18 protein-coding genes are annotated in these 22,011 nt (G+C 57.7%); 6 read left to right on the plus strand and 12 right to left on the minus strand.

Annotated elements, in window-relative coordinates; genetic code table 11:
* Positions 1-189 precede the first annotated feature (189 nt).
* The gene (gene brnA, locus G1C94_RS05530; RefSeq protein ID WP_172145876.1) at positions 190-435 is read right to left on the minus strand and encodes a type II toxin-antitoxin system BrnA family antitoxin; all 246 of its coding nucleotides are present in this window, start codon (positions 433-435) and stop codon (positions 190-192) included.
* A gap of 367 nt (positions 436-802) precedes the next feature.
* On the opposite strand from brnA, the gene G1C94_RS05535 reads away from it, so the two are divergent.
* From G1C94_RS05535 to rlmH, 3 genes are all read left to right on the plus strand, one after another.
* Positions 803-1,138 (plus strand): HigA family addiction module antitoxin, encoded by a 336-nt coding sequence (locus tag G1C94_RS05535; RefSeq protein WP_172145878.1) that lies wholly within the window; start codon positions 803-805, stop codon positions 1,136-1,138.
* Between the two features lie 66 nt (positions 1,139-1,204).
* Positions 1,205-1,846 (plus strand): uracil phosphoribosyltransferase, encoded by a 642-nt coding sequence (gene upp, locus G1C94_RS05540; RefSeq protein WP_172145881.1) that lies wholly within the window; start codon positions 1,205-1,207, stop codon positions 1,844-1,846.
* Positions 1,847-2,067: 221 nt separating this feature from the next.
* Complete coding sequence (rlmH, locus tag G1C94_RS05545) at positions 2,068-2,547, plus strand: 23S rRNA (pseudouridine(1915)-N(3))-methyltransferase RlmH (protein ID WP_172145884.1); 480 nt, start codon at positions 2,068-2,070, stop codon at positions 2,545-2,547.
* 26 nt (positions 2,548-2,573) lie between these two features.
* Here the strand turns inward: rlmH and G1C94_RS05550 are convergent, their stop codons facing one another.
* The 5 genes from G1C94_RS05550 to G1C94_RS05570 form a co-directional block, all read right to left on the minus strand.
* Complete coding sequence (locus G1C94_RS05550; protein ID WP_216656896.1) at positions 2,574-3,629, minus strand: glycerophosphodiester phosphodiesterase family protein; 1,056 nt, start codon at positions 3,627-3,629, stop codon at positions 2,574-2,576.
* Between the two features lie 144 nt (positions 3,630-3,773).
* Positions 3,774-5,744, minus strand: coding sequence for a glycoside hydrolase family 127 protein (locus G1C94_RS05555; protein WP_172145889.1), 1,971 nt, complete (start codon positions 5,742-5,744; stop codon positions 3,774-3,776).
* A gap of 2 nt (positions 5,745-5,746) precedes the next feature.
* Positions 5,747-6,565, minus strand: coding sequence for a carbohydrate ABC transporter permease (locus G1C94_RS05560; protein ID WP_172145892.1), 819 nt, complete (start codon positions 6,563-6,565; stop codon positions 5,747-5,749).
* 16 nt (positions 6,566-6,581) lie between these two features.
* On the minus strand, positions 6,582-7,502 hold the full coding sequence (locus G1C94_RS05565; protein WP_172145895.1) for a carbohydrate ABC transporter permease: 921 nt from the start codon (positions 7,500-7,502) through the stop codon (positions 6,582-6,584).
* A gap of 204 nt (positions 7,503-7,706) precedes the next feature.
* Positions 7,707-9,023 carry an ABC transporter substrate-binding protein gene (locus G1C94_RS05570; RefSeq protein WP_172145898.1) on the minus strand — a complete coding sequence of 439 codons (1,317 nt, stop codon included), beginning with the start codon at positions 9,021-9,023 and terminating at the stop codon, positions 7,707-7,709.
* A gap of 426 nt (positions 9,024-9,449) precedes the next feature.
* Here G1C94_RS05570 and G1C94_RS05575 point away from each other — a divergent pair, with 426 nt between their 5' ends.
* The gene (locus G1C94_RS05575) at positions 9,450-10,466 is read left to right on the plus strand and encodes a LacI family DNA-binding transcriptional regulator (protein ID WP_172145901.1); all 1,017 of its coding nucleotides are present in this window, start codon (positions 9,450-9,452) and stop codon (positions 10,464-10,466) included.
* Positions 10,467-10,579: 113 nt separating this feature from the next.
* Here the strand turns inward: G1C94_RS05575 and G1C94_RS05580 are convergent, their stop codons facing one another.
* The 6 genes from G1C94_RS05580 to rfbB form a co-directional block, all read right to left on the minus strand.
* Positions 10,580-11,737, minus strand: a complete 1,158-nt coding sequence (locus tag G1C94_RS05580; RefSeq protein ID WP_253902334.1) for an ATP-binding protein — start codon at positions 11,735-11,737, stop codon at positions 10,580-10,582.
* A 405-nt stretch (positions 11,738-12,142) separates the two neighbouring features.
* Entirely contained in the window at positions 12,143-13,132 is a 990-nt protein-coding gene (gene gluQRS, locus G1C94_RS05585; RefSeq protein ID WP_172145907.1) for a tRNA glutamyl-Q(34) synthetase GluQRS, read from the minus strand.
* Positions 13,133-13,156: 24 nt separating this feature from the next.
* The gene (gene clpB / locus G1C94_RS05590) at positions 13,157-15,817 is read right to left on the minus strand and encodes an ATP-dependent chaperone ClpB (protein WP_172145910.1); all 2,661 of its coding nucleotides are present in this window, start codon (positions 15,815-15,817) and stop codon (positions 13,157-13,159) included.
* Between the two features lie 193 nt (positions 15,818-16,010).
* Positions 16,011-17,318 (minus strand): endonuclease/exonuclease/phosphatase family protein, encoded by a 1,308-nt coding sequence (locus tag G1C94_RS05595; protein WP_172145913.1) that lies wholly within the window; start codon positions 17,316-17,318, stop codon positions 16,011-16,013.
* 270 nt (positions 17,319-17,588) lie between these two features.
* Entirely contained in the window at positions 17,589-18,299 is a 711-nt protein-coding gene (locus tag G1C94_RS05600) for a hypothetical protein (RefSeq protein WP_172145916.1), read from the minus strand.
* A gap of 209 nt (positions 18,300-18,508) precedes the next feature.
* Positions 18,509-19,540, minus strand: a complete 1,032-nt coding sequence (gene rfbB, locus G1C94_RS05605; RefSeq protein ID WP_172145919.1) for a dTDP-glucose 4,6-dehydratase — start codon at positions 19,538-19,540, stop codon at positions 18,509-18,511.
* 82 nt (positions 19,541-19,622) lie between these two features.
* Between rfbB and G1C94_RS05610 the strand changes: the two genes are divergently transcribed.
* Positions 19,623-21,278, plus strand: a complete 1,656-nt coding sequence (locus tag G1C94_RS05610; RefSeq protein ID WP_172145921.1) for a hypothetical protein — start codon at positions 19,623-19,625, stop codon at positions 21,276-21,278.
* A 14-nt stretch (positions 21,279-21,292) separates the two neighbouring features.
* Positions 21,293-21,979 carry an NUDIX hydrolase gene (locus G1C94_RS05615; protein WP_172145924.1) on the plus strand — a complete coding sequence of 229 codons (687 nt, stop codon included), beginning with the start codon at positions 21,293-21,295 and terminating at the stop codon, positions 21,977-21,979.
* The last annotated feature ends 32 nt before the right edge of the window (positions 21,980-22,011 follow it).

The raw sequence follows: 22,011 nt of genomic DNA on the forward strand, positions 1-22,011 counted from the left end.
CATCTAAAAGCTGGGATGAACCATTCGAAAACCCTAGGATGAATCGTTCGAAAAAGCTAGTATAGGGGACATAAAGACTGTCAATTTGCCCGTCTCGATGAGGATGAGGTGGGCACACCAGCGCCCGTGCGCACACTCGCGGCGGGCTTCTCGCATCGCATTGAACCCACCGTCTGCCGGAAGCAGTCGTTATGCGTTTGCCAAGCTATCGGCACGCTCGGTGAGCCACACTTTGATGACAGCCTGGCGGCTCACGCCCATGCGGGCGGCCTCGCTGTCAAGCGTCTCGATAAGCCAGGCGGGCAATTGCAGGCTGAGCGCGCGCTGCTCATCCTTGTTCGGCTTCCTGACGGTCGACATATCCGCGTAATCGGTGATGCTTTCCTTTCCTTCATCGAAGATACGCTCAAGATCAGCGGCTTTTGCAGTTTTCATATAGTCGCTCCTCCTTCGGATGGAATCATATTCGAACTCCACCACTGCCTCCTTTCAATATATATGAAATATGGGATAAAAACAATATGTTTTTGATATATATTCCATACGCTTTATGAGTTGTTCACCGAGCATATCGAAATCAGGAAAGACAGCGACGCGATTTCGGGCATTGTGGACAGAGCCCCTCCCACTTATCCACATTTCCACATTTTTCGACCCGCTTGTTGCGAAGATAGAGCCGCAATCGCTACCGTGCGAACCATTAGTCAACACAAACTTGCCAATACTTCTGTAAGGCGGTAGTATCGAGATGAGGTTTGACAGTGGCGGCTGGTATTCGGCTGGGACGATAAGGAGGCGACCGATGTGCGTTGCATCGACTACCACTGAACACGCCGACACCACAGGTGTCTCAACGGATTTGCTCTCCACCCCCGGGGAGATTCTCGAAGAGGAATTTCTGGCTCCCCTGTCAATCTCGCACTACCGGCTGGCGAAAACCATCGGCGTCCCCCAATCGGCAATCAGCGACATCATCCACGGAAGGCGGGCCATCACCGCACGCATGTCGATACTGCTTGGACTGGCGCTGGGAACCGGCCCCCATTTCTGGATGAATCTGCAGAACACCTACGATCTGAAGAAAGCCGAATCCGCAGGGATCCCTGCGGTCGAGCCGCTGATCCCCATGCAAGCATGACCTTAAAGCCACTGTGCAACCCAACTCCGGTCGCACAGGAGGGGGAAGAGTGTTACCGTTGAGACCATGGAATTACATGTTTTGGATCACCCGCTCGTCGCGCACAAACTGACCGTGCTGCGAGACAAGAACACCCCGTCCCACACCTTCCGCGAGCTCATCAGCGAGCTGGTCATGCTCGAAACCTACGAAGCGACCCGCGGCCTCGAAGTGGTCGACAAACCCATCGAAACCCCCGTGGCCCCAATGGTCGGCAAGCACATTGCCGAACCGCGCCCGCTGATCGTGCCCGTGCTGCGCGCCGGGCTGGGCATGCTCGACGGCATGACCAAAATGATTTCCTCCGCCGAAGTCGGCTTCCTCGGCATGAAGCGCGACGAGGAGCACCCCACCCAGCAGATCACCTACGCCAACCGCTTGCCCGAAGACCTCTCCGGGCGTCAATGCTTCCTCATCGACCCGATGCTCGCCACCGGCGGCACGCTGGTCGCCGCCACGCACTATCTGGCCGAGCGCGGCGCCAAGGACGTCACCGCCATCAACATCATCGCCGCCCCCGAAGGCATCAAGTTCGTCGAGGAGCACATCGACCCGTCCATCAGCTTCAAGGTCGTAGTCTGTGCCGTCGATGAAAGCCTCAATGAAAAGTGCTACATTGTGCCGGGGCTTGGCGACGCAGGCGACCGCCTCTACGGAGTGATTGACTGACGGAGTGTCATCGGCGTTGCTCCTCGGTCGACGTACCTTCGTACGCCTTCCCTCGGGGCGCCTTGATACCGCACACGTTAATCAATCACTCCCGGAAATTGGCAGAGCGTTATTGGCGTTGATCCTCGGTCGACGTACCTTTGTACGCCTTCCCTCGGGGCGCCTTGATGCCACACGCGTCAGCCAATCACTCTCGAAAATTAGAAGGATAGTGAGTGCGGATGAATATCGACGTTATCTGCGTTGGTAAGGTGAAAGAACGGTATCTGCGCGACGGCATTGCGGAATATGCCAAACGGCTTGGGCGCTACTGCAAACTCAACATCCTTGAGGTGGCCGACGAGAAAACGCCCGACCATGCCTCCGAGGGAATGGAACGGCAAATCAAAGCGAAAGAAGGCGAGCGCATCGCCAGGCACATCAAGCCCGGCGCGTTCGTCATTGCGCTGGCCATCGACAGCCAGCAGCTCGACTCCGTCGGGTTCGCCCGCAAAATCAGCCAGCTCGGTCTGCAAGGAGCCAGCCACCTCCAGTTCATTATCGGCGGCTCAATCGGGCTGGACGACGCCATTCTCAGGCGGGCGAATTATCGCCTGAGCTTTTCGAACATGACCTTCCCGCACCAACTCATGCGGGTGATTCTGCTCGAACAAATCTATCGCGCCTACAAAATCAACGCCCACGAGCCCTACCACAAGTAGACCACAAGTAGGAGAACCTCAGGACCTCACGATTGCCCGTCAGGCACGAAAGCCTCAAAGATGTGATGGTCGAAATCCCGCTCGGCCTGCGCCAATTCCTCATGACTGCGCACCGTCCACGAAACCGGCACCGCCCCCAACAAGCGGGCAAGACGCACCTGCGGCATCGAACCGCCACGCCAATCGTAAGCGATGAAATCCGGCCTTGAACGCCAGTCGAAAGCCAACAAACCGGCGGCATAACGCTTAAGATCGATGCTCTTGTCGTTGTCGGCGGACGGCCAATGCGCCACCTGACCGCGATAGACTTCGGGCCAATGCTCCTTGTACCAATTCACAGCAGTCGGATGAAACGATTCGACGGCATACGGCCCCTCATACCCCTTCAGTAAAGCGTGCCCCTTCTCCATAAGATCCTCATCGCGCGCATCCCATGAAAACTCGTTGACAGACTTATATTCCACGATCAGCGGCACGCGACCGTCCACAAGTTTGAGCACCTCGGAGAGCAGCGGCACATGCTGGTGGTACCCCTTCGGAGGTGCGGCAGGGGTGCTGACTCGCGCGGGGCGCTCCTGACTGCCGGGCAACGGCTCGGCTGTCGCGTCACCCGGCTTGGCGGTGGGGAACAACGGGATGCGGGTGAGCTCGTCATAGGTCAGGTTTTCGATGGCGCGGGGGTCGCCGGCCACGCGCAAGAGGGTCCGGTCGTGCGCGACGACAATCTGCCCGTCGCGGGTGCGCCGCACGTCCAACTCGATTCCATACCCTGCCTCACAGGCGGCGGCGAAAGCGGCCAGCGAATTCTCGGGCGCGATGGGCCCTTTGACTCTGGCATTGCCGTAGCCGGCCTTGATGGCCATGCGGCGGGCCAGTTCCACATAGGGGCCGCTGTGGCGTGCGTACTTTTTGGTCAGCCCGGAACCGGCATCGTGCAGCCCTCGGTGCGCGTACAGGACATCAGGAAGGCACGACGTGCAGCTGTGCTGTTTGTCGCTGAAACTGCGAGGTGCGATGGCCCAGAGAGCCATGCCTGCAATCACCGCGCCACCAATCAACGCGCTTCTGAAAGATCTTGACATCACATGCCCCTTTCCCTGTGTATCGCCCCAGCCTACCGACTGTGCGAGCCAGTTCAGGCACCCTGAAGAGGCGGAGACAAGCACACCGCCAGTGGGTTATGGCACAATGGCCAGACGCCTCCGGCGGTGATCACTTAATCATTATCAGCGCCGCAGGAAAACGCACATCTGGCCAAGATTGCGATTGGCCCATGCGTAATAGGGAATGAGCTTGAGGGATGTCGTTTCTTCTGCGGTGGGTTCATCGGCGTCCATATACAGTGGCGCATCTTCCTGATCGCCTTGCTCACGCACGGCCGGCAGAGTAATCGTTTCAACGCCGCCAAGCAGATTGTTTTCAAACGCCACCTGAGCGTCGGAACCGCGCGTGTTATCGGCGAGACGATACGACCACAAATCGCCCACATTGTCGGCTTGCTCAGCGCAATATACCAAGGGGCCGCGCATTACCGCCACTTTCCCCGCGTCAACGCGCACGCGCGAGTTGGCTCGCACCAATCGCACCAACATGTCGAGATCAAGCGTCAGCGTTAATGTTGAGCCCGCTGGCACATCAAAGTAGACGAAGCCGTTTTCGATATGTGCGCTGGCGGGAGTGCCGTTCACGGCGAGCGCATAGGATTGCGTCGACCACGAGGGGATGCGCACGCCAAAGCGGACAGGTTCAGCGCCCTCACACAAGCTCACGAGGTATTCGATATGCCCGTCCCAAGGGAAATCAGAATGTTGCTCGACCTGAAGACCTGATGCAAACGAAGCCGTATTGGCAATGAACTGGTGGCTCAATACCGTGCGCCCGCCGTCACGCTCAGTGTAGATATAGCGATCCACCGAAGCGATGAGACGTGCGATATTGGCCGGGCAACAGGCGCAGCCGAACCAATCGACGCGATGTGACAGCACATGATGCCGGTCGGGGTTGTCAAGTCCTTGGGGCGTGGCTTCCAGCGCATTGACGTAATAATACTGTTTGCCGTCAAGCGAGATGCCGGCAATGGCACCATTGAACAGCTCCCGCTCCAGCACGTCGGCATATTCGCCGCGAGGCTCCGTAAGCAGCATCTGCTTGGCGAGCATGCTCATTGCCACCGACGCGCAGGTTTCACCGTACATGGTGTCATTGGGCAGGTCATAGTCATAGGTGAAGGCTTCTCCCACATGTGTGGAGCCAATCGCGCCAGTGACATACATGCGCTTGCGCACGATGTTGTCCCACAGGCGTCGTGCGGTCTGCGCCAGCCCCTCATCCCCGCTTAAGCGAGCCACATGGGCTATGCCGGTGCACAGATACGCCACGCGCACGGCATGCCCGTCAGCGGTTTGCTGGTCGCGCACAGGCTCGGCGGCCTGGAAATAGGTCGGCTTGTAGAAACCAAGGTCGCGGAAGATGTAATCACCGTCGATGGCGGCCAGCTGATTGGAATAGAATTGCGGATCCTGCCCGCGCACATCGATGAGATAACGCGCAAGATCAAGATAGCGCTTTTCGCCTGTGGCATCATAGAGCTTGGCGAGCGCAAGCTCGATTTCCGGATGTCCGTCGGCACCGTGGATCTTGCCTTCTTCAGGACCAAAATTGACGTCAAGGCAATCGGCCATGCGACGCGCCACATCGAGCGCTTGCTCGTTGCCTGTCACCTCATGGTAGGCAACGGCCGCTTCAATGTAATGTCCCATCACATACATCTCGTGGCTTTGCTGAATCAGGGTGAACCGCTCCCGATGCGCCCATTCGCCGGTCTTGATCTGATATGGGGTGTCCAGATAGCCGTCCGGCTGCTGGGCGCGGGCTATGAGGTCGACTGTGCGGTCGCAGAGCGCTTGCAGCTGTTCGTCGGGATGATAGGCGAGCGCGTACGCCGCTTCCTCCAGCCACTTGTAAATATCGGAATCTTGGAAGACCATGCCGTGAAATTCGCCGGATTCCTCCCCTGCGGCAATGCGCAAGTTCTCGAGTGCGTGGCTTTTATTGTCGGCAAGCTGGTTGCCGGCTGGGTCGTCGGGAACGACAGTGTCGATTTCGTCGTTCATCACGCCCCATTGGTAGGGGATGACGGATTCGACAATCTGGTCGCGACGCTTCTTCCAGAATGATGAGGTAATGGTTACGTTCATGATTAGCCTTTCACCGCGCCGGCCATGAAGCCCTTGACATAATACTTCTGCAATGCCAAGAACAGGATCGCACAGGGGATGAGCAGCACCACGACGCCGGCTTCCGTGGCACCGTAATCGATGACGCCCATCGTCTGCTGACGCATATTCACCATTGCCAACGGCAGGGTGCTCTTGCCCGAGCTGGACAGATATAGCGGAATCATGAAGTTGTTCCATGCTTCAAGGAAAGCGAGCAGGCCGACCGTCACCATCGAGGGCTTGACCACCGGCACCAAGATCTTCAGCAACGCTTGGAAAGAATTGCAGCCGTCCACCATGGCAGCTTCTTCCATATCTTTGGGGATGGCATCGAATGCGTTGCGCATGATGAACGTGGACATGGGCAGCTGGAACAGCGTGATGACCAAACCGACGCCGAGCAAGGTGTCGTTCAGACCAATGTTCTTGTACCACACCATCAGCGGAATCAGCAACGAGGCGTAGGGCACCATCAGAATCGAAAGCGTCACCATGAATCCGAGGTTGCGACCCGGGTAATCGAAACGGCTAAACGAGTAGCCGGCCAGCGTGCACACCACCACGGACAGCACCACGGAAATCGCCGACACGATAACCGAGTTGAGCAGATATACGGGCAGTCCTTCCTGATAGCCGAACAGGGTGAGGTAGTTGGCCACGCCCCAGCCACTCGACTGCGCGGATCCGGGCTGAGGGCTGAACGAGCAGACGATGACCCAGATCAGCGGGGAGATGAACGCCAGGGCAAGCAGACTTTGAAGAACGCGAGCGACGATACGCTTCCACAATGGGGTAGTCATTTTGAAGCTTCCTCTCTTACTTGGTGTTGTCGCGCATGCCGCGCATCTGAATGGCATTGATAATCACAAGGGCTACGAGCACGAGCAGCGACAGCGCTGCCGCCATGCCGAGATCCTTCTTGGAGTCGAAGGCGAAATTGTAAATCAACTGCACCACCGTCATCGTGGAATTATTCGGGCCTCCCTTGGTCAGGATGAAGAACTGGTCGAAAGCGAGAATCGAGCCGGTCACACAGTAGACCAAGCACATCACGATGGTCGGTTTCATCAGCGGCAAGGTGACCGAACGGAAGATGCGCCAGGTGCCGGCACCGTCCATGCGGGCCGCTTCATACAAATCCCCGGGAATCGCTTGTAGGCCAATCATCATCAACAGCATGTAATAGCCGGAGAAACGCCAGACGATTACGATAATCGTGGCCCACAGGGCGCTTTGCCCGGTGGCGAGTACGGAGCCGCCCTGATCCATCAGCCCGAAGAAACTCAGGATTTTCGTCACCGGCCCGACCTGCGGGGAATACAACGCATAGAACAGCAATGACGCCGATGCCAGGCCGGTGGCCGAAGGTAGCAGGAAGCAGGTGCGCAACACGTTGTTCCACTTGCTCGATTCCTGCACAATCAGCGCAAGCCCCAACCCCAGCACCAACAGGAAGATGGTGACGATCACCGTATATTCGAGTGTGAACAGGATGGATTGACCGAATAGCTTGTTCTCGAACACCGCGATGAAATTGTCGGGGAAGTTCAGGCCGCGGTTGCCTCCCATCAGACTCCAACGAGAGCAGGCCATGATGAACAGCAGCGCGATAGGCACGAAGAACAATAGGACGATCATCGCCCAGTCAGGCAGTGCATACAGCAAGCCGCGTCGAGTTTGCGCAGCCCTTGCCTTGGACTTACGCTCCGGCACAGCACCTTTGGAAACACTTGGCATCGGGTACCCTCCTTCGGGATTGGGGATTGTCAAAATGGTTGCCCTTGTCTGAAAAAATCAATGCAATCCGTCGCCTGGGCTGCGCCTCACCACTGGTAAGTTTCAAGAGTAAGATCGCAGCCCCAGCGACACACCACATTCACAATGTGCATCACTCGAAATGAACGCTTATGGCGTCAACCCACCGGATCGACGCCAACACGCTCACTGGCTGAGCACATCGGTAACAGCCTGGTTGTCGGTCTTCAGAGAGTCACCGTTGCCCCACACAGCGTTCTGAATGAGCAGCTGCCACGGGGAACCGGCCGCGTTGAACGCTTCGTTGAACTTGACGGCCTTCGGCGTCTGGCCATTGCCGTCGATAATCACCGAGTTGATGGTCTTCACACGCGCATCGGCATCATCGTAGGCGCTCTTCAGGGTGGCGATATTGGAGGCAGTGTCGCCATTGTCGGCGAACACTTCCTTCTGCGCGTCCTCGCCCATCAGCCACGACAGGAAGTTCCATGCTTGGGCGACATGCTTGGAATCCTTGGAAATGCCCATCGCGTCGCCGCCAAGGAACGTGGAGGTCTTGCCTTCCTTGGTACCTGGAATCGGAGTAACGCCGACCTCGAAACCGCCATCTTTCTCCGCCTCGAACAGCGCGGTGCAGGAGGTGTTCGGATAGGGCATGACGCCGATCTTGCCATTGGCGAACGGTGCGGTCCATGTGGCACCGGTCTCTTCCTTGGAGCCCGCACCAAGGCCGTTGGCAGTATCGGCAAGCTCCTTATAGCCATCAAGCACGGCCTTCATGGAAGTGTTGTCCAGCGTGGCTTCGGTGCCGTCCTCATTCATGACGGATTCGCCGTCGGCCCACACGGAGGGGAACAGGTCGAACACCAGGGCGCCACCGGATTGGCCGGCAAGATAAGAACCTGCCACGCCATCCTTATTCAGATTCGCGACGGCCTTGGCCTGCTTGACGAACTCAGCCACGGTGCTCGGGCCCTTCTCAGGATCAAGACCGGCTTCCTTGTAGAGGTTCTTGTTCCAAACCATCACGGAAACGTCGGTGATGAACGGCAGGGTGTATTTCTTGCCGTCCACGGTGCCCGCATCGATGTGGCCTTGCTGCAAATCGCCCTTGTTGTCAAGACCATCGATCTGCTCGGTCAGATCGGCGAAAATACCTTCAGAAGCCCAGTAGGGAATACGCACCACATCACCAGCGAGAATGTCAGGCAGGGAGTCGGTTTGCGAGGCACCGCCAACCTTGCCTTCCATATCATCATTCGGAATAATCTCCAGCTTGACCTGGTTCTTGTGGGACTTGTTATAAGCCTGGACCGCGTTCTTGGCTTGGCGCTCCAGCGGTGAACGGGTCCACAGGGTGATGGTGGTGCCGTCATCGGTGCCCTTGGCGGGAATATCTGCGGTTTGGCTGGTTCCACCGCTACCGCCGCAGGCAGCCAGCGGAATGAGCATTGCCACGGCGGCAACGCCCGCGAGAGTACGCGCAACATTCTTGAAAGCCATATTCGCTTCTTTCTCTTGTACGTTCCCCTCAGCCTTGAGGGGCGAAACGGATGGTCCGTCTCCTGTTCTTTCGCGGTGACGCCGCATTCAAGAGACCGTGGCCTCGAATGCAGCATTGAGCGAAAGCTTTTTCTCACTATACGACGCACCTAGTCAAAATGCAAAATCGCTTTCGCATTTCATGCTGCAGACTTAATAAATCCTATAAATATAGCCGTTTTAGAGTAAAGAAAATTTATCGTTCGCGAAAATATGGTTTCATATGCCTTCGTGCGACTCTCATACGCTGCGAAAACTGCGGTACATCATGTGTCAGCAAGATTAGTAAAAGGTGCGCTCCACTCATCAAAACACCATTTGCGAAAATTTTCGCAGATGAGCTATAGTGGGACACAACAGGCAGAACTCATTCGATCAGGAGAAGAGATGGCGAGCAACATCCGCTCAACCGCACGGCTTGAAGACGTGGCGGCAGCGGCAAACGTTTCCTTGGCCACAGCTTCCAAAGCGTTGCACAACAAACCCCGTGTCTCCGAAACCACCAGACAACGGGTGCTCACGGCGGCTCGGCAACTCAACTATTCCCCCAACAAGCTCGCCCAATCGCTGGCATCAGGCACCTCAGGCACCATCGGACTGGTCACCTCGGACTTGCAGGGACGCTTCTCCACGCCAATCCTGATCGGCGCAGAAAACGAGCTGCGCGCGCAATCAACGTCCGTACTGCTGGCGAACGCGAGAGGCGACACCGCGTTGGAGCGCGCGCACGTCGAGAAACTGCTATCGCTCAAAGTCGACGGACTGCTGATCGTGCAGCGAGAAACCAACCCGCGCCCCTCGCTCGGAGACGACTGGGGCGTGCCTCTCGTCTACGCCTATGGTCCTTCAACGGATACTAACGACTGTTCGGTGACCTGCGACAATGTGGAGGCCGGCCGAATCGCCGTCAACCATCTGATTTCATGCGGACGCAAGCATATTGCCATCATCGGCGGCGACGAAACATACACCGCTTCCACCGACCGCACCAAAGGTTCTCTGGAGGCGCTTGCGGAAGTGGGATTGGAACCAGCCGGGCCAATCCGATATGGCAAATGGGACGAGAACTGGGGACGTGCGGCCACGCGTCTGCTGCTCAACCAAGGTGTTGATTTCGACGCGGTGATATGCCAGAACGACCAATTGGCGCGTGGCTGCATCGACGCGCTTAAGCAGCAAGGACTTCGCATCCCGGACGACGTGGCGGTAATTGGACACGACAACTGGGACGTGCTTACCTCCAGCTCACGCCCCTCGCTGACCAGCATCGACAATGAGACGGAAATCATCGGGCGTCGCGCCGCACGATACCTGATGGACGCAATCAACGGACAGGCGCATCATGGCGTTGATTATGTGCCATGCCGGCTCATCCAGCGCGAATCCACCCTGCCACTGGACTGAATCGGGGAAGCCCTATTTTTCAAGCATTAGAAGCATAATAATCTACCGACTGTGCGAGCCAGTTCGGGCACCCCCCTCACGGCATTCCAACCGCACCGCTCGCGCGACCGCACTTAATGCGACTGGAGCGGCGTCCCCCATGATTTCAGCCAATCGGAGGCGGAACGCACGCTTGCCCCCTTGGCCTCATAGCTCGATTCGACCCGCGCCACCACATAGCGCCGCTCACGCTCAATGCCGAGCGCATCACCGACGACGGCCAAATGCCTTGCGTATGAATCTCTGTACATTTGCCCGGATTTGATCTCAACGAGCCGCGGGTTGTCCGCATCCGTGAAGTCCATCAAATCGACTTCGATCTTGTTCTCATCCCGATAAAAGAACAATCGTGGCTCCTCGTTTCTATTGAGATAAGCCTTGAGCGTTTCGGCGACCACAAGATTCTCGAACACGGCACCCAGGTGAGGGCTGAGCAGAAGCTTCTCGACACTGGTGATGCCCAGCAGATTGCACAGCAGACCGGTGTCGTAAAAATACAACTTGGGTGTCTTGATCAGACGCTTGGATTGATTCGCAAAATATGGCATGAGTTCAAACGCCACATAGCTGGATTCCAAGATGGACAACCACGCCTTGGCCGTTCGCGCGTCCACGTCGGCATCCCTGGCGATATTCGCATAGTTCGTCAGGCTGCCCGCATTCAGCGCGCACAGCCCCAAGAACTTGCGGAAGCTGACGAGATTTCGCACGTCAAGATAGTCAGAAACGTCACGTTCGATATAGGTGTTGATATAGGTGTTGATATAGCTGCTGAAGAATGTCCCAACCGGCATGCTGCTGGCGTACAGCCTTGGGAAACCCCCTCGGAACATGAACATGTCCGTATTGACTGTCTCGTCATGTGCGAACACTTCCGCATACGACAGAGGCAACAGCCTGAGGATGCCGACCCTGCCGGCCAGTGATTGGGTGATACGCTTCATCAGCAGGAAATTCTGCGAACCCGAAAGAATATATTGCCCTGTAGAGCCTCTTTCGTCGGACACCACTTGAATCATCGAAAACAGATCGGGCACGTATTGCGCCTCATCCACGATCAGATGCTCCGGGCGATTGCGAATAAAGCCCACGGGGTCGTCCAGAGCGGCGTTACGCAGCAAGGGATCTTCCAAGTTGACGTAAGTGTATTCGGGAAACACGGATTTGACGATTGTGGATTTGCCGCTTTGCCGCGGGCCGGTGACTGACACCACGGGGAACCAGGATGCCATACGCCGGATTTCTTCCGATAGCGATCGAGTAATCATCTCGTCACCTTTCTTGATCCAACATCATTTCCGGCATCGTCGATGTCCATATTGTCACATTATGCAGTTCCATAATCTTACATTAGGAAGCTCCACAATCATACATTAGGCGGTTCCATAATCCTACATTAGGAGGTTCCATAATCTTACATTAGCGAGCTCCACAATCCTACATTAGAAAACTCCACAATCATACATTAGCGAGCTCCACAATCCTACATTAGAAAACTCCACAATCATACATTAGCGAGCTCCACAATCCTACATTAGAAAACTCCACAATCATACATTAGCGAGCTCCATAATCCTACATTAGGAATGTGTAAAATCCTTATTTTTCAAGCATTAGAAGCATATTTTGCCTACCGACTACGCAAGCCAGTTCGGGCACCCCGAAGAGGCGGAAGAGATGCGGCGGTCAGTATGGTTGCGGCGCAACGGCTCCCATGAGAAATCGCGCAGCAGGTCGTAGGGGGTGCAGGGTTCGGGGGCATCGGTGAGGCGCAGCAGCCAAGCGCAACAGCCGGTGACTTGCTCGGCGGTGACACCGCGCGTGCGCAGGGCGCCCATGTCGAGGGAGCGTTCGCGCTTGGCGAGGCGACGGCCTGCGGCATCGTCGACAAGTGGGATGTGCGCGTATTGCGGGTTGATGGGTGATTCCGCCGCTTCCAGCCCGTCTGCGACGAGGCATTCGCGTATCCATATCTGCAATGCGGTGGAACGCAGCAAGTCGCGACCGCGCGCGATGGAATCGACCCCCATGTCGAGATCGTCGATGGTGACGGCGAACTGGTAGGAAAACAGCCCATCGGAGCGACGGATGACCGAATCGCCGACTTCGCGCGTAAGATCGAAGGCTTGCGGGCCGAACACGCGGTCGGTGAAGGTGACGGTATTGGCGGGCGAGCCGGGTTCCGGCATGGCGAGGCGCCATGAATGCCGTTCGCCGCGAGCCAGCCGCGCAGCGACTTCGCTTGGATTGTCGCGCGACAGCCGTTTGCAGGTGCCGGGATAGATCTGGAAGCCGTCCCCCTCCTGCGGAGCCGAGGCCGCGCGGATATCAGCACGCGAGCAGAAGCAGGGGTATGTTCGCGGTTCGATGAGCCGCAACGCCTCTTCGTAACGGTCGGTGCGCCGGGATTGGTAGACGGCCTCGCCGTCCCAGTCAAGACCCAGCCAAGCCAGATCGTCCATAATCCAGCGGTCGGCGTCGGGCATGACGCGCGGGATATCGAGGTCTTCGATGCGCAACAGCATGCGCTGGCCGCGCGACTTGGAATCAAGCCACGCGGCCAGCATGGCAACCATGTTGCCGATGTGCATGCGCCCCGAAGGCGTGGGCGCGAACCGACCAGTCATACAGCCGACATTACTCGGCTGGCGTTATTTGGCTGCGCTTTCGTCGGCCTCACCATCATCGTCGCCAACCAACTGATCGGAAGCCCAGGCGGTGAGCTCCAGATGTTCGCCGCCGGTCTGGTCGACGAGCACCGTATCGCCATCATGCACCTTGCCGGCGAGCAGCATGCGGGCAAGCTGGTCACCCACCTCGGTCTGCACCAGGCGACGCAGAGGACGCGCGCCATAGGCCGGGTCATAACCCATGTTGGCAAGCCACTCGCGGGCCGAATCGGTCACGTCGAGCGTGATGCGACGCTCGGTGAGACGCTCGGACACAGCTGCCACCTGAATGTCCACGATGCCGGCGAGCTCCTCGCGCGTGAGCGGGTGGAACATCACGGTGTCATCCAAGCGGTTGAGGAACTCCGGCTTGAAGTTCATGTGCACCGCATCCATCACAGCCTTGCGCTTGGAGTCCTCGTCCATGTCCTCGTTGACGAGGAACTGCGAGCCCAAGTTCGAGGTCATGATCAGAATCGTGTTCTTGAAGTCCACCGTGCGCCCCTGGCCGTCGGTCAGGCGACCATCGTCCAGCACCTGCAACAGCACGTCGAAGATTTCCGGGTTGGCCTTCTCCACCTCGTCGAACAACACCACCGAATACGGGCGGCGGCGCACGGCCTCAGTGAGCTGACCACCTTGCTCATAGCCGACATAGCCCGGCGCGGCCCCGATCAGGCGCGACACGGAAGCCTTCTCCATGTATTCGCTCATATCGATGCGTACCATGGCCTTCTCGTCGTCAAACAGGAAGTCGGCGAGCGCCTTCGCCAGCTCGGTCTTGCCCACGCCGGTCGGCCCCAGGAACAGGAACGAGCCGGTGGGCCGATTCGGGTCGGAAATGCCGGCGCGCGAGCGGCGCACCGCGTCGGAAACGGCCTGAATGGCTTCCTTCTGGCCGATCACACGCTTGCCTAGATAGTCTTCCATCGTCAGCAGCTTCTCGTTTTCGCCCTGCATCAGGCGCCCGACGGGAATGCCCGTCCAGTCGGAGACGATTCCGGCCACCGAGTCGGCGTCCACGCGGTCGGGCACCATCGGCTCGACTTCGTTCGCGCCTTCGCTGCCTCGCGATTCTGCATCCTCGTTCTCCGCGGCGACAAGTTCCTTCTCGATGGCTGGAATATCGCCATAGAGAATCTTCGATGCCTTGGCCAAGTCGCCTTCGCGCGTGGCCTTGTCGGCCTCGACGCGCAAATCGTCCAGCTTGGCACGCAGATCGCCGACCTTGTTGTGCCCGGCTTGTTCGGCATCCCAACGCGCCTTCAGCCCGGCCAGCTTCTCGCGGGTGTCGGCGAGCTCGGCCTGCAGCTTCTCCAAACGTTCCTTGGAGGCCGGATCCTCGGCCTTCTTCAGCTGCATTTCCTCCATTTCAAGACGGGTGACCCTGCGGCCCAGCTCGTCGATCTCCTCCGGCGAGGAGTCAAGTTCCATGCGCAGGTGCGCGGCGGCCTCGTCCACCAAGTCGATGGCCTTGTCCGGCAACTGACGGCCGGAAATGTAGCGATTCGACAGGGTCGCGGCGGCCACCAGCGCGTCATCGCCGATGGTCACTTTGTGGTGCGCCTCGTAACGCTGCTTCAAGCCGCGCAGAATGGCGATGGTGTCCTCGACGGACGGCTCGCCCACGAACACCTGCTGGAAACGGCGCTCCAGCGCCGGGTCTTTTTCGATGTTCTCGCGGTATTCGTCCAGCGTGGTTGCGCCGATCAGGCGCAGTTCGCCACGCGCCAGCATGGGCTTGAGCATATTGCCCGCGTCCATCGAGCCTTCCGCCGCGCCCGCGCCGACGATGGTGTGAATCTCGTCGATGAAGGTGATGATCTGCCCGTCCGCGTTCTTGATCTCCTCAAGCACGGCTTTCAGGCGTTCCTCGAATTCGCCACGATATTTCGAGCCGGCCACCATCGAACCCAGGTCAAGGCTGATGAGTTTCTTGCCTTGCAGGGTGGTGGGCACGTCACCGGCGACGATGCGCTGCGCCAAGCCTTCGACCACGGCGGTTTTGCCGACGCCCGGCTCGCCGATCAGCACCGGGTTGTTCTTGGTGCGTCGCGACAGAATTTGGATGACGCGGCGAATCTCCTGGTCGCGCCCGATCACCGGGTCGAGTTTGCCGTCCTTTGCCTGAGCCGTCAGATCGGTGGAGTATTTCTCCAGCGCCTTGTAGCTGCCTTCCGCGTCGGGACTGGTCACTTTCGCGCCGCCGCGCACGCCGGGCACCGCCTTGCGCAAGGCGGCTGCGGTGACGTTATTGGCCTTCAGAATGTCCGCCGACTGGTTGGGCGTGGCCGCCGCGATGCCGATGAGCAGATGCTCGGTGGAGACGTATTCGTCGCCCATCGACTGCATTTCCTTCTCGGCAGCCGCCACCGCCGCCGTGAGTTGACGACTGGCCTGTGGCTGCGAAGTGGACGAACCCGACGCGCTCGGCAGCCCGACCAGCGCATTGCGCACAGCCGCTCCGATGGCTTGCGGGTCGCCGCCCGCCGCTTCGATCAGCGCACGCACCACACCCTGCTGTTGACGCAGCAGCGCGTCCAGCACATGCAGCGTCTCGACCTGCGCGTTGCCGGCGGCCGACGCGCTCTGAATCGCGTCGCCTATGGCTTCCTGCGCCATTGTGGTGAACTTCTGTTCCATATTGTCCTCCAAGTCTCGCGCCCTGCGCCGGCTGGAATTGCGGGGCATTGCCGCCGCACGTCCACCCAACGGTTTGGGCATAGGCGTCATGTTCTGACACGTTCAACCGACCTGAAGCCCATTCTATTCCCAAAACTTGAGCCACATACACTCAAGTTTGAATAGTGATTGAAATATCGTTCCACGAACGGCGTTATTGCGCCTCAAGCGTGGCGAGGAGCGCGCGGTGGTCGCTACCAGCCAGTTCGACGGTCTGCATATCGCCCACCACCACACCTTTGTCATGCACGATATGGTCGATCTCAATCAGCGGCGGAATCTTCGAGTTCGCCGGATAGGTCATATGGAACCCGCCGCCGGACTGTTGCGAGGAATCAACGAAACGCGAACCGAGGATATTGCGGAAATTCGCGTGATCCCAAGTGGCGTTGAAGTCCCCCATCAGCACATAGGTGTGGTCGTATTCCTTCAAGCTGGACAGCGAGCTGAGCCCCTCACCCCAGATGCCTTGATTGCCGCGCGTAGGCGAGCTGGGGTGCACGGACACGAACCGGACTTGCGAATCGCCCAGCGTGATGGTGGCCGCGGCCACGCGCGAGGCATCCACCTCCACCAGATCGCCGGAAACGTTCTGCATTGGCGACAAACTCCAAATGCCGTTGCACCCGCCGTTGTCGCCATGATGGAGTTCGGCCACGATGTGATAGGGGAGCACGTTGTCGATGCCGGCAGCCTCAAGCCGCTGGACGAAGCCCTCGGTCATCTCCTGCAGACACAGCACCTCCACATGCTGCTCGCGCACCTCATTGATGATGGCATTCACATCAGCTTTGCCTGTTGTGGTGTTGAACGTCATGATGCGCGCGTATTTGTCGGTCGAGATCGGCAGTCCGTTCGCGTCCGTCTGGGTGACGGCCTGCTTGGCTTCGTCGCTCAGGCTGGTGGTCGGCACGAAGAAGCCGATATGCCACACGACTTGGAAGATCAGACACACCAGCGACACCACGGCCAAAAGCCGACGATGCCACAGCAGCGACAGCAGCAGAAACAGCGCCGAAGCAATCGCCAACCACGGCACAAATCCGGCGATAAGCGGAACCCAACGGCTGCCGTCGATGCCGAACGGAATCTCGCGAATCGCCATAATGCATACGATGCCCGCCGTCGCCAGCCACATCAGCAACGCGAGAAAACCATGCTTTGGGGATTTGCGGGTATGGGTGCGCTTGGGTGCCGCGGCAACAGCTGGCGCTGCGGCAGGGACTTGCTGGTATTGCGGATATTGCTGGTACTGCCAGCCATTTGAATACTGCTGATTCTGCTGGTACTGCGGATTCTGCGGATATTGCTGGTACTGCGGATATTGCCGATTCTGCTGGTATTGCCGATATTGCGCGCCATTCGAATAAGCGCCGCCTTGCGCCGAAGCCGACACCGGTTGAGCCGGAAATTGCGATGTATCTGGATACGATTGCGCGCCCGCGCCGACACGTTGCGGCATCGGCCGGGTCGATTGCGCCCGTCGCGCAGTGCTTTTCGGAACGAAACTTGCGGGCGCAGAGCCTGAATCCAGCGGTACCGTTTCGCTGTCGTCCGGCCAAGTCCCGCCTTGCTGCGTCATGCGCAATCCCCGTTCCTAATAGAGTTGAAAGTCACCTCAACACTACGGAACCCGCGCGCCCCAACGAGCCAGCCCGCCCACGCCCGCACACAATAAGCACACTAAAAACACTAAAAGCGATTATCGATTATTCCCCACCGCGCCCATATATCAGGCGCTCAAAACCTGTGTGACATGGCCGAGAGACCACACATGTTTCTTCGGTTCGCGCACGCACTGTGCCATCATGTGTCTCTCGGCAAGATCCACGGCTTTCCCGTCGGCATCATCTTCAATCGGTCCGCTCGGCCGGTCATAAAAGCGCAATCTTCCGCCGCATTTGCATTTTCCCGAAAAAGTGGCGAACCCCAGCTTGCCGCCCCATCCCGTCATGACCGGCAGAAATGCCAGGGAAGGGAATTTGACTGTCTGTTGCTTGGTGATCTTGTAGCATTCGTCGCAAATGGCGAGCAGGACGGCAAAAGCAATCATCATCACCATCTTCCATATGCCCGGCTCATGGAGTTGCTTGGCGAAATCGAGGACACTGGCGACGAAAGAGCACACGCTGGCAAGTACGGAGAACAGCGATCCGACCGCGAAAACCATCGAAGACAGCGGTGTCGTGACACTCCATTTCGCATACTTGGGCGGGGCATTCGCCGCGGCGACAGGGGTGCGACTGAGGTTTTTGCTCAGGTTGGAAGTGCTGGAGACATCGTTCTCTTTGGCATCCGTCTTTTTCGTATTGGTTCGACCGGTTCGACGCTTGGTGCTTTGCCCTCGGCCGCCTTTCGCCGCATTCACCGCCTGCCGCGAGTCGCAATATGTGCACAGGCCGCCATCACCGCTGATTTCGTCGCCACATTGGCTACACCTCATGTCACACCTCCTTAGGAACTTTCCCGATTGGAATTTCCCGCAACTGCGCTTGATGTGACTGTAGCCCACGGCGGCTCTGCCGGCCTTCCCCCTACTCCCCCACCATCAACAGCGTCAGCCCCGCAGCCGCCTGCCATTGACTCTATACGGCTCTGTCATTTATCTCTGTCAGTTGTATGTCTATCAGTCAAAATTATTAGAGATAAATGTCAGAGATCGCCCCACTGGCCTTGTTGCTTGTATTTGGCTTCGGTGGCGGCTTTGGCCGGCTCCCACCAAGCGCGATTGTCGGTGTACCACTGGATGGTCTGTTCGAGGCCGGAACAGAAATCCGTATGGGTGGGCTTCCAGCCCAATTCGGTTTGCAGTTTGGTCGAATCGATGGCGTAGCGGCGGTCGTGGCCGGGGCGATCCTTCACCCAGTCGAAGGCATCGGGCGCCTGCCCCATCATCTCAAGAATCATGCGCAGCACGGTGATGTTGTTCTTCTCGCCGTTCGCGCCAATGAGATACGTCTCGCCGATGCGTCCCTTTGTCAGAATCGTCCACACGCCAGAGGAGTGATCTTCGGTGTGAATCCAGTCGCGCACGTTTTCGCCTTTGCCGTAGAGCTTGGGGCGAATGCCTTCCAGAATGTTCGTGATTTGGCGCGGGATGAACTTCTCCACATGCTGGTAGGGCCCGTAATTGTTCGAGCAGTTCGAGATTGTCGTGCGTAAGCCATACGTGCGCGTCCATGCGCGCACCAGCATGTCCGAGGCAGCCTTGGTTGACGAATACGGCGACGAAGGATGATACGGAGTGGACTCGGTGAACTTGGCCGGATCGTCCAGCGCCAAGTCGCCATACACCTCGTCGGTGCTCACATGATGGTAGCGCACATCGTACTTGCGCACCGCCTCCAGCAGACGGAACGTGCCTTCCACATTGGTCTTCAAAAACGGCTCCGGGTTGGCGATGGAATTGTCGTTGTGCGATTCCGCCGCGTAATGCACGATGGCGTCGTGGCCAGGCACAAGCCGATCGAGCAGCTCGGCGTCGCAGATGTCGCCATGCACGAACTCGCCCCGGTCGGCCGGCAGCCCCGCGATGTTGTCCAGATTGCCCGCATAGGTCAGCGCGTCCAGCACCGTCACATGCGTCTCGGGATGATTATCCACCACATAATGCACGAAATTCGACCCGATGAAGCCACACCCACCGGTCACAATAATGTTGCGAGGAACATACTTCCCTGTCATATCCCCCATAGTATTCAGGTCACCGTCGTCCATGCGCAAAACCACTCGATAACGCTACGCATAATGGCATAAACTTGAAAGCATGAGCGGAACGCAGCCATATGCCACGATGGTCACCAATTTCGATTCCACCGAACAGCGCACAGCGTGGGAACGGTTCCTCAAAGACGACAAAACCGCGCCATCAATCAGGAATTTATGGATACGCGACGATTCGCAACGTCCCTGCGAATGGCTACTGAACAGCCACACCGAATTGGCCACATATTTTGCGGGTGTCATCCGAACCGCTTACCTGTATTGCAACAGAATCATGCTGACCGACGCTCAATTGTTCGACGGAATATTTTTTCTGGCGCTAGGACCGACGATAGTCAACGGCATTCTCGGCAAGTCATACAAAGATGGGCCAGCCATCATCGTTTCCGGAAGAAAGAAAACATTGAAACAATGCCTGAAGGCATTCACCATCTCGACTATCGCCAACGTACAACGCGCGACGAACACTGAAACTCCCAGTGCCCAGCCCGAGAATCCGAATCTTCAAAGAACCACAAATCATCACACAATCAGACCGTTGGAATATTGCGTATATGGTCATACTGTCTCGCCTGAGGAATCGCTGGGACAACCCGAGAGCTTTTACGCCTCACTGGATGAACGTCTCGCAAAGGCCCAACGTGGCGAAGAGAAGCTGACAACCGTAATTGCGCAAGCCTATGCCTGCGCGCTATGCCCCGAAGAAAATCCCACAAGCCAATATCGGTTTCTTGCCCAACGCTGGCAGGAATGGCTCGACGCCGAGCAACAGGGATTGATTCTCTATGAGAACCAGAATGATGTACAGGCGCAGAATCGCGCGAACAGTGAAGGTTTCAATAAACATTTCGCCCACTATGCAAGCGACTACGCGCCGGTGCTTCGCAAAAAGTATCGTCTGTCTTCGCCTGAAAGCACAAACATGGCCTACGCGACGAGCGATGCAAACGATAACATATCCAAATTCGCCACGACGCTAGAAGCCATTGCCGCCATGCCGAAGCGCTCCGATGCTTTCACACGCATCGAACAATCTAAGCTGCCCGACGGCGGCTCGCACGAGCCATGCGACACGAATCAGAGCCATCGTCCTTCATCCGGAACAGACAGCAAGAAAGAAATGAACGGGCCTCAACTCACGCAACGTGCGCTAAGAGACTGGTACCAGTTCGTATATCAGCGCTCGCTCGCGCGGCATCTGGGCGCCCATCTTATCGCTGTATCCACGCCACCCAATTCGTTTGAGCAAATGGTTGCGGCGGATCAACGCACGCGCAGATCTTCACTGGTCCTCACGGGGAAAATCACTGACAGGCTCGGCGGGATGCCAGCCACTCGTTTCTCGACTTTCCGATACGAAAGCCGTTCCGCCATCAAGCGCTGGCAACAATGCACGCCTGTCACTTCGCAACATGAGCAACGAGTCAGCACGCGCAACGTCGCATATGCGGTGCAGCAGGCGACGGAGGAGAGAAGTTTGGTCGAGGACGGAAAAAACATGTTGTGGGGAACGCTACTAGCCGGCATATTAGCGTTACTTTCGGCTTTGACCGACAACATCTGGCTGAATGGCAATGCACCACTATGGTTGATTGTGCTCGCCGCATGGAGTATCGCCGTTGTGCCGAACCTCATCGATGTCGCCCAATGGCTTTGGGACGTACATTCGACGTCGAAGACGGTGGTCTATTTGCAATAATGATGGAGATGAGCATGGCCGAGATTCCTGAAAGATATGCGCCCGATCCGCTTGCGCCGCTGGAGATTCGCGGCGAACGGCAGGTGTTTCGAGAGCATGGCGGAGCCGATTTCACGGTGACCGCCATAGACACCTCGGTTCGCAAAACGGGCAAATCGTTGACGCTGCATGTGGCATCGGTTAAGGATGCCCAACCTGGCGCAGTGTGCATCGCAGTGCGCCCAGCCGCGCCCGGCAACACGAACGTCGGAAACGCAAATGATGTAGACGCGTTCGCAGGCATCGATTCCTGTCAAATATTGCTCGCACGGCATTGGCGTGCTTCCACTGGCAAATGGGAGTGGGAGTTCCCGCGCGGCATGGGAGAACCCGGAGAGAATGCGGAGCAAACAGCCGCACGCGAGTTTCGGGAGGAAACCGGAATTGCCGTGGATGCATCATGCGTGCGCACGCTACAGACCATGCATGCGGACACTGGCGTGCTGCGGGACAATATTGCAGTCACCTACTTTCCCGTTTCCACCGACACTGAGACAGCCGGGGAAACCGACGGCGAACTTAGCAATTTCGTTTGGATAGGCATTAAACAGATGCGGCATTTGATTGCCGATGGGCAACTCGTTGACGGCATCACCCTAGCTTCGTTCATGGTGTTCATCGCTCACTTATCCGCGCGTGCCGAGGAATCAAAAGCTCGGTAATACGGCTGATTCCTCAACTGCTTGCTCCATTC

Origin of the sequence: Bifidobacterium panos, from assembly GCF_012932445.1 — a bacterium.
Classification (GTDB): Bacteria; Actinomycetota; Actinomycetes; order Actinomycetales; family Bifidobacteriaceae; genus Bifidobacterium; species Bifidobacterium panos.

Excerpts from the sequence above, each read along its gene's own strand:
- brnA (WP_172145876.1), bottom strand. The coding sequence starts at position 435 with ATGAAAACTGCAAAAGCCGCTGATCTTGAGCGTATCTTCGATGAAGGA.
- G1C94_RS05535 (WP_172145878.1), top strand. The coding sequence starts at position 803 with ATGTGCGTTGCATCGACTACCACTGAACACGCCGACACCACAGGTGTC.
- upp (WP_172145881.1), top strand. The coding sequence starts at position 1,205 with ATGGAATTACATGTTTTGGATCACCCGCTCGTCGCGCACAAACTGACC.
- rlmH (WP_172145884.1), top strand. The coding sequence starts at position 2,068 with ATGAATATCGACGTTATCTGCGTTGGTAAGGTGAAAGAACGGTATCTG.
- G1C94_RS05550 (WP_216656896.1), bottom strand. The coding sequence starts at position 3,629 with ATGTCAAGATCTTTCAGAAGCGCGTTGATTGGTGGCGCGGTGATTGCA.
- G1C94_RS05555 (WP_172145889.1), bottom strand. The coding sequence starts at position 5,744 with ATGAACGTAACCATTACCTCATCATTCTGGAAGAAGCGTCGCGACCAG.
- G1C94_RS05560 (WP_172145892.1), bottom strand. The coding sequence starts at position 6,565 with ATGACTACCCCATTGTGGAAGCGTATCGTCGCTCGCGTTCTTCAAAGT.
- G1C94_RS05565 (WP_172145895.1), bottom strand. The coding sequence starts at position 7,502 with ATGCCAAGTGTTTCCAAAGGTGCTGTGCCGGAGCGTAAGTCCAAGGCA.
- G1C94_RS05570 (WP_172145898.1), bottom strand. The coding sequence starts at position 9,023 with ATGGCTTTCAAGAATGTTGCGCGTACTCTCGCGGGCGTTGCCGCCGTG.
- G1C94_RS05575 (WP_172145901.1), top strand. The coding sequence starts at position 9,450 with ATGGCGAGCAACATCCGCTCAACCGCACGGCTTGAAGACGTGGCGGCA.
- G1C94_RS05580 (WP_253902334.1), bottom strand. The coding sequence starts at position 11,737 with ATGGCATCCTGGTTCCCCGTGGTGTCAGTCACCGGCCCGCGGCAAAGC.
- gluQRS (WP_172145907.1), bottom strand. The coding sequence starts at position 13,132 with ATGACTGGTCGGTTCGCGCCCACGCCTTCGGGGCGCATGCACATCGGC.
- clpB (WP_172145910.1), bottom strand. The coding sequence starts at position 15,817 with ATGGAACAGAAGTTCACCACAATGGCGCAGGAAGCCATAGGCGACGCG.
- G1C94_RS05595 (WP_172145913.1), bottom strand. The coding sequence starts at position 17,318 with ATGCCGCAACGTGTCGGCGCGGGCGCGCAATCGTATCCAGATACATCG.
- G1C94_RS05600 (WP_172145916.1), bottom strand. The coding sequence starts at position 18,299 with ATGAGGTGTAGCCAATGTGGCGACGAAATCAGCGGTGATGGCGGCCTG.
- rfbB (WP_172145919.1), bottom strand. The coding sequence starts at position 19,540 with ATGACAGGGAAGTATGTTCCTCGCAACATTATTGTGACCGGTGGGTGT.
- G1C94_RS05610 (WP_172145921.1), top strand. The coding sequence starts at position 19,623 with ATGAGCGGAACGCAGCCATATGCCACGATGGTCACCAATTTCGATTCC.
- G1C94_RS05615 (WP_172145924.1), top strand. The coding sequence starts at position 21,293 with ATGGCCGAGATTCCTGAAAGATATGCGCCCGATCCGCTTGCGCCGCTG.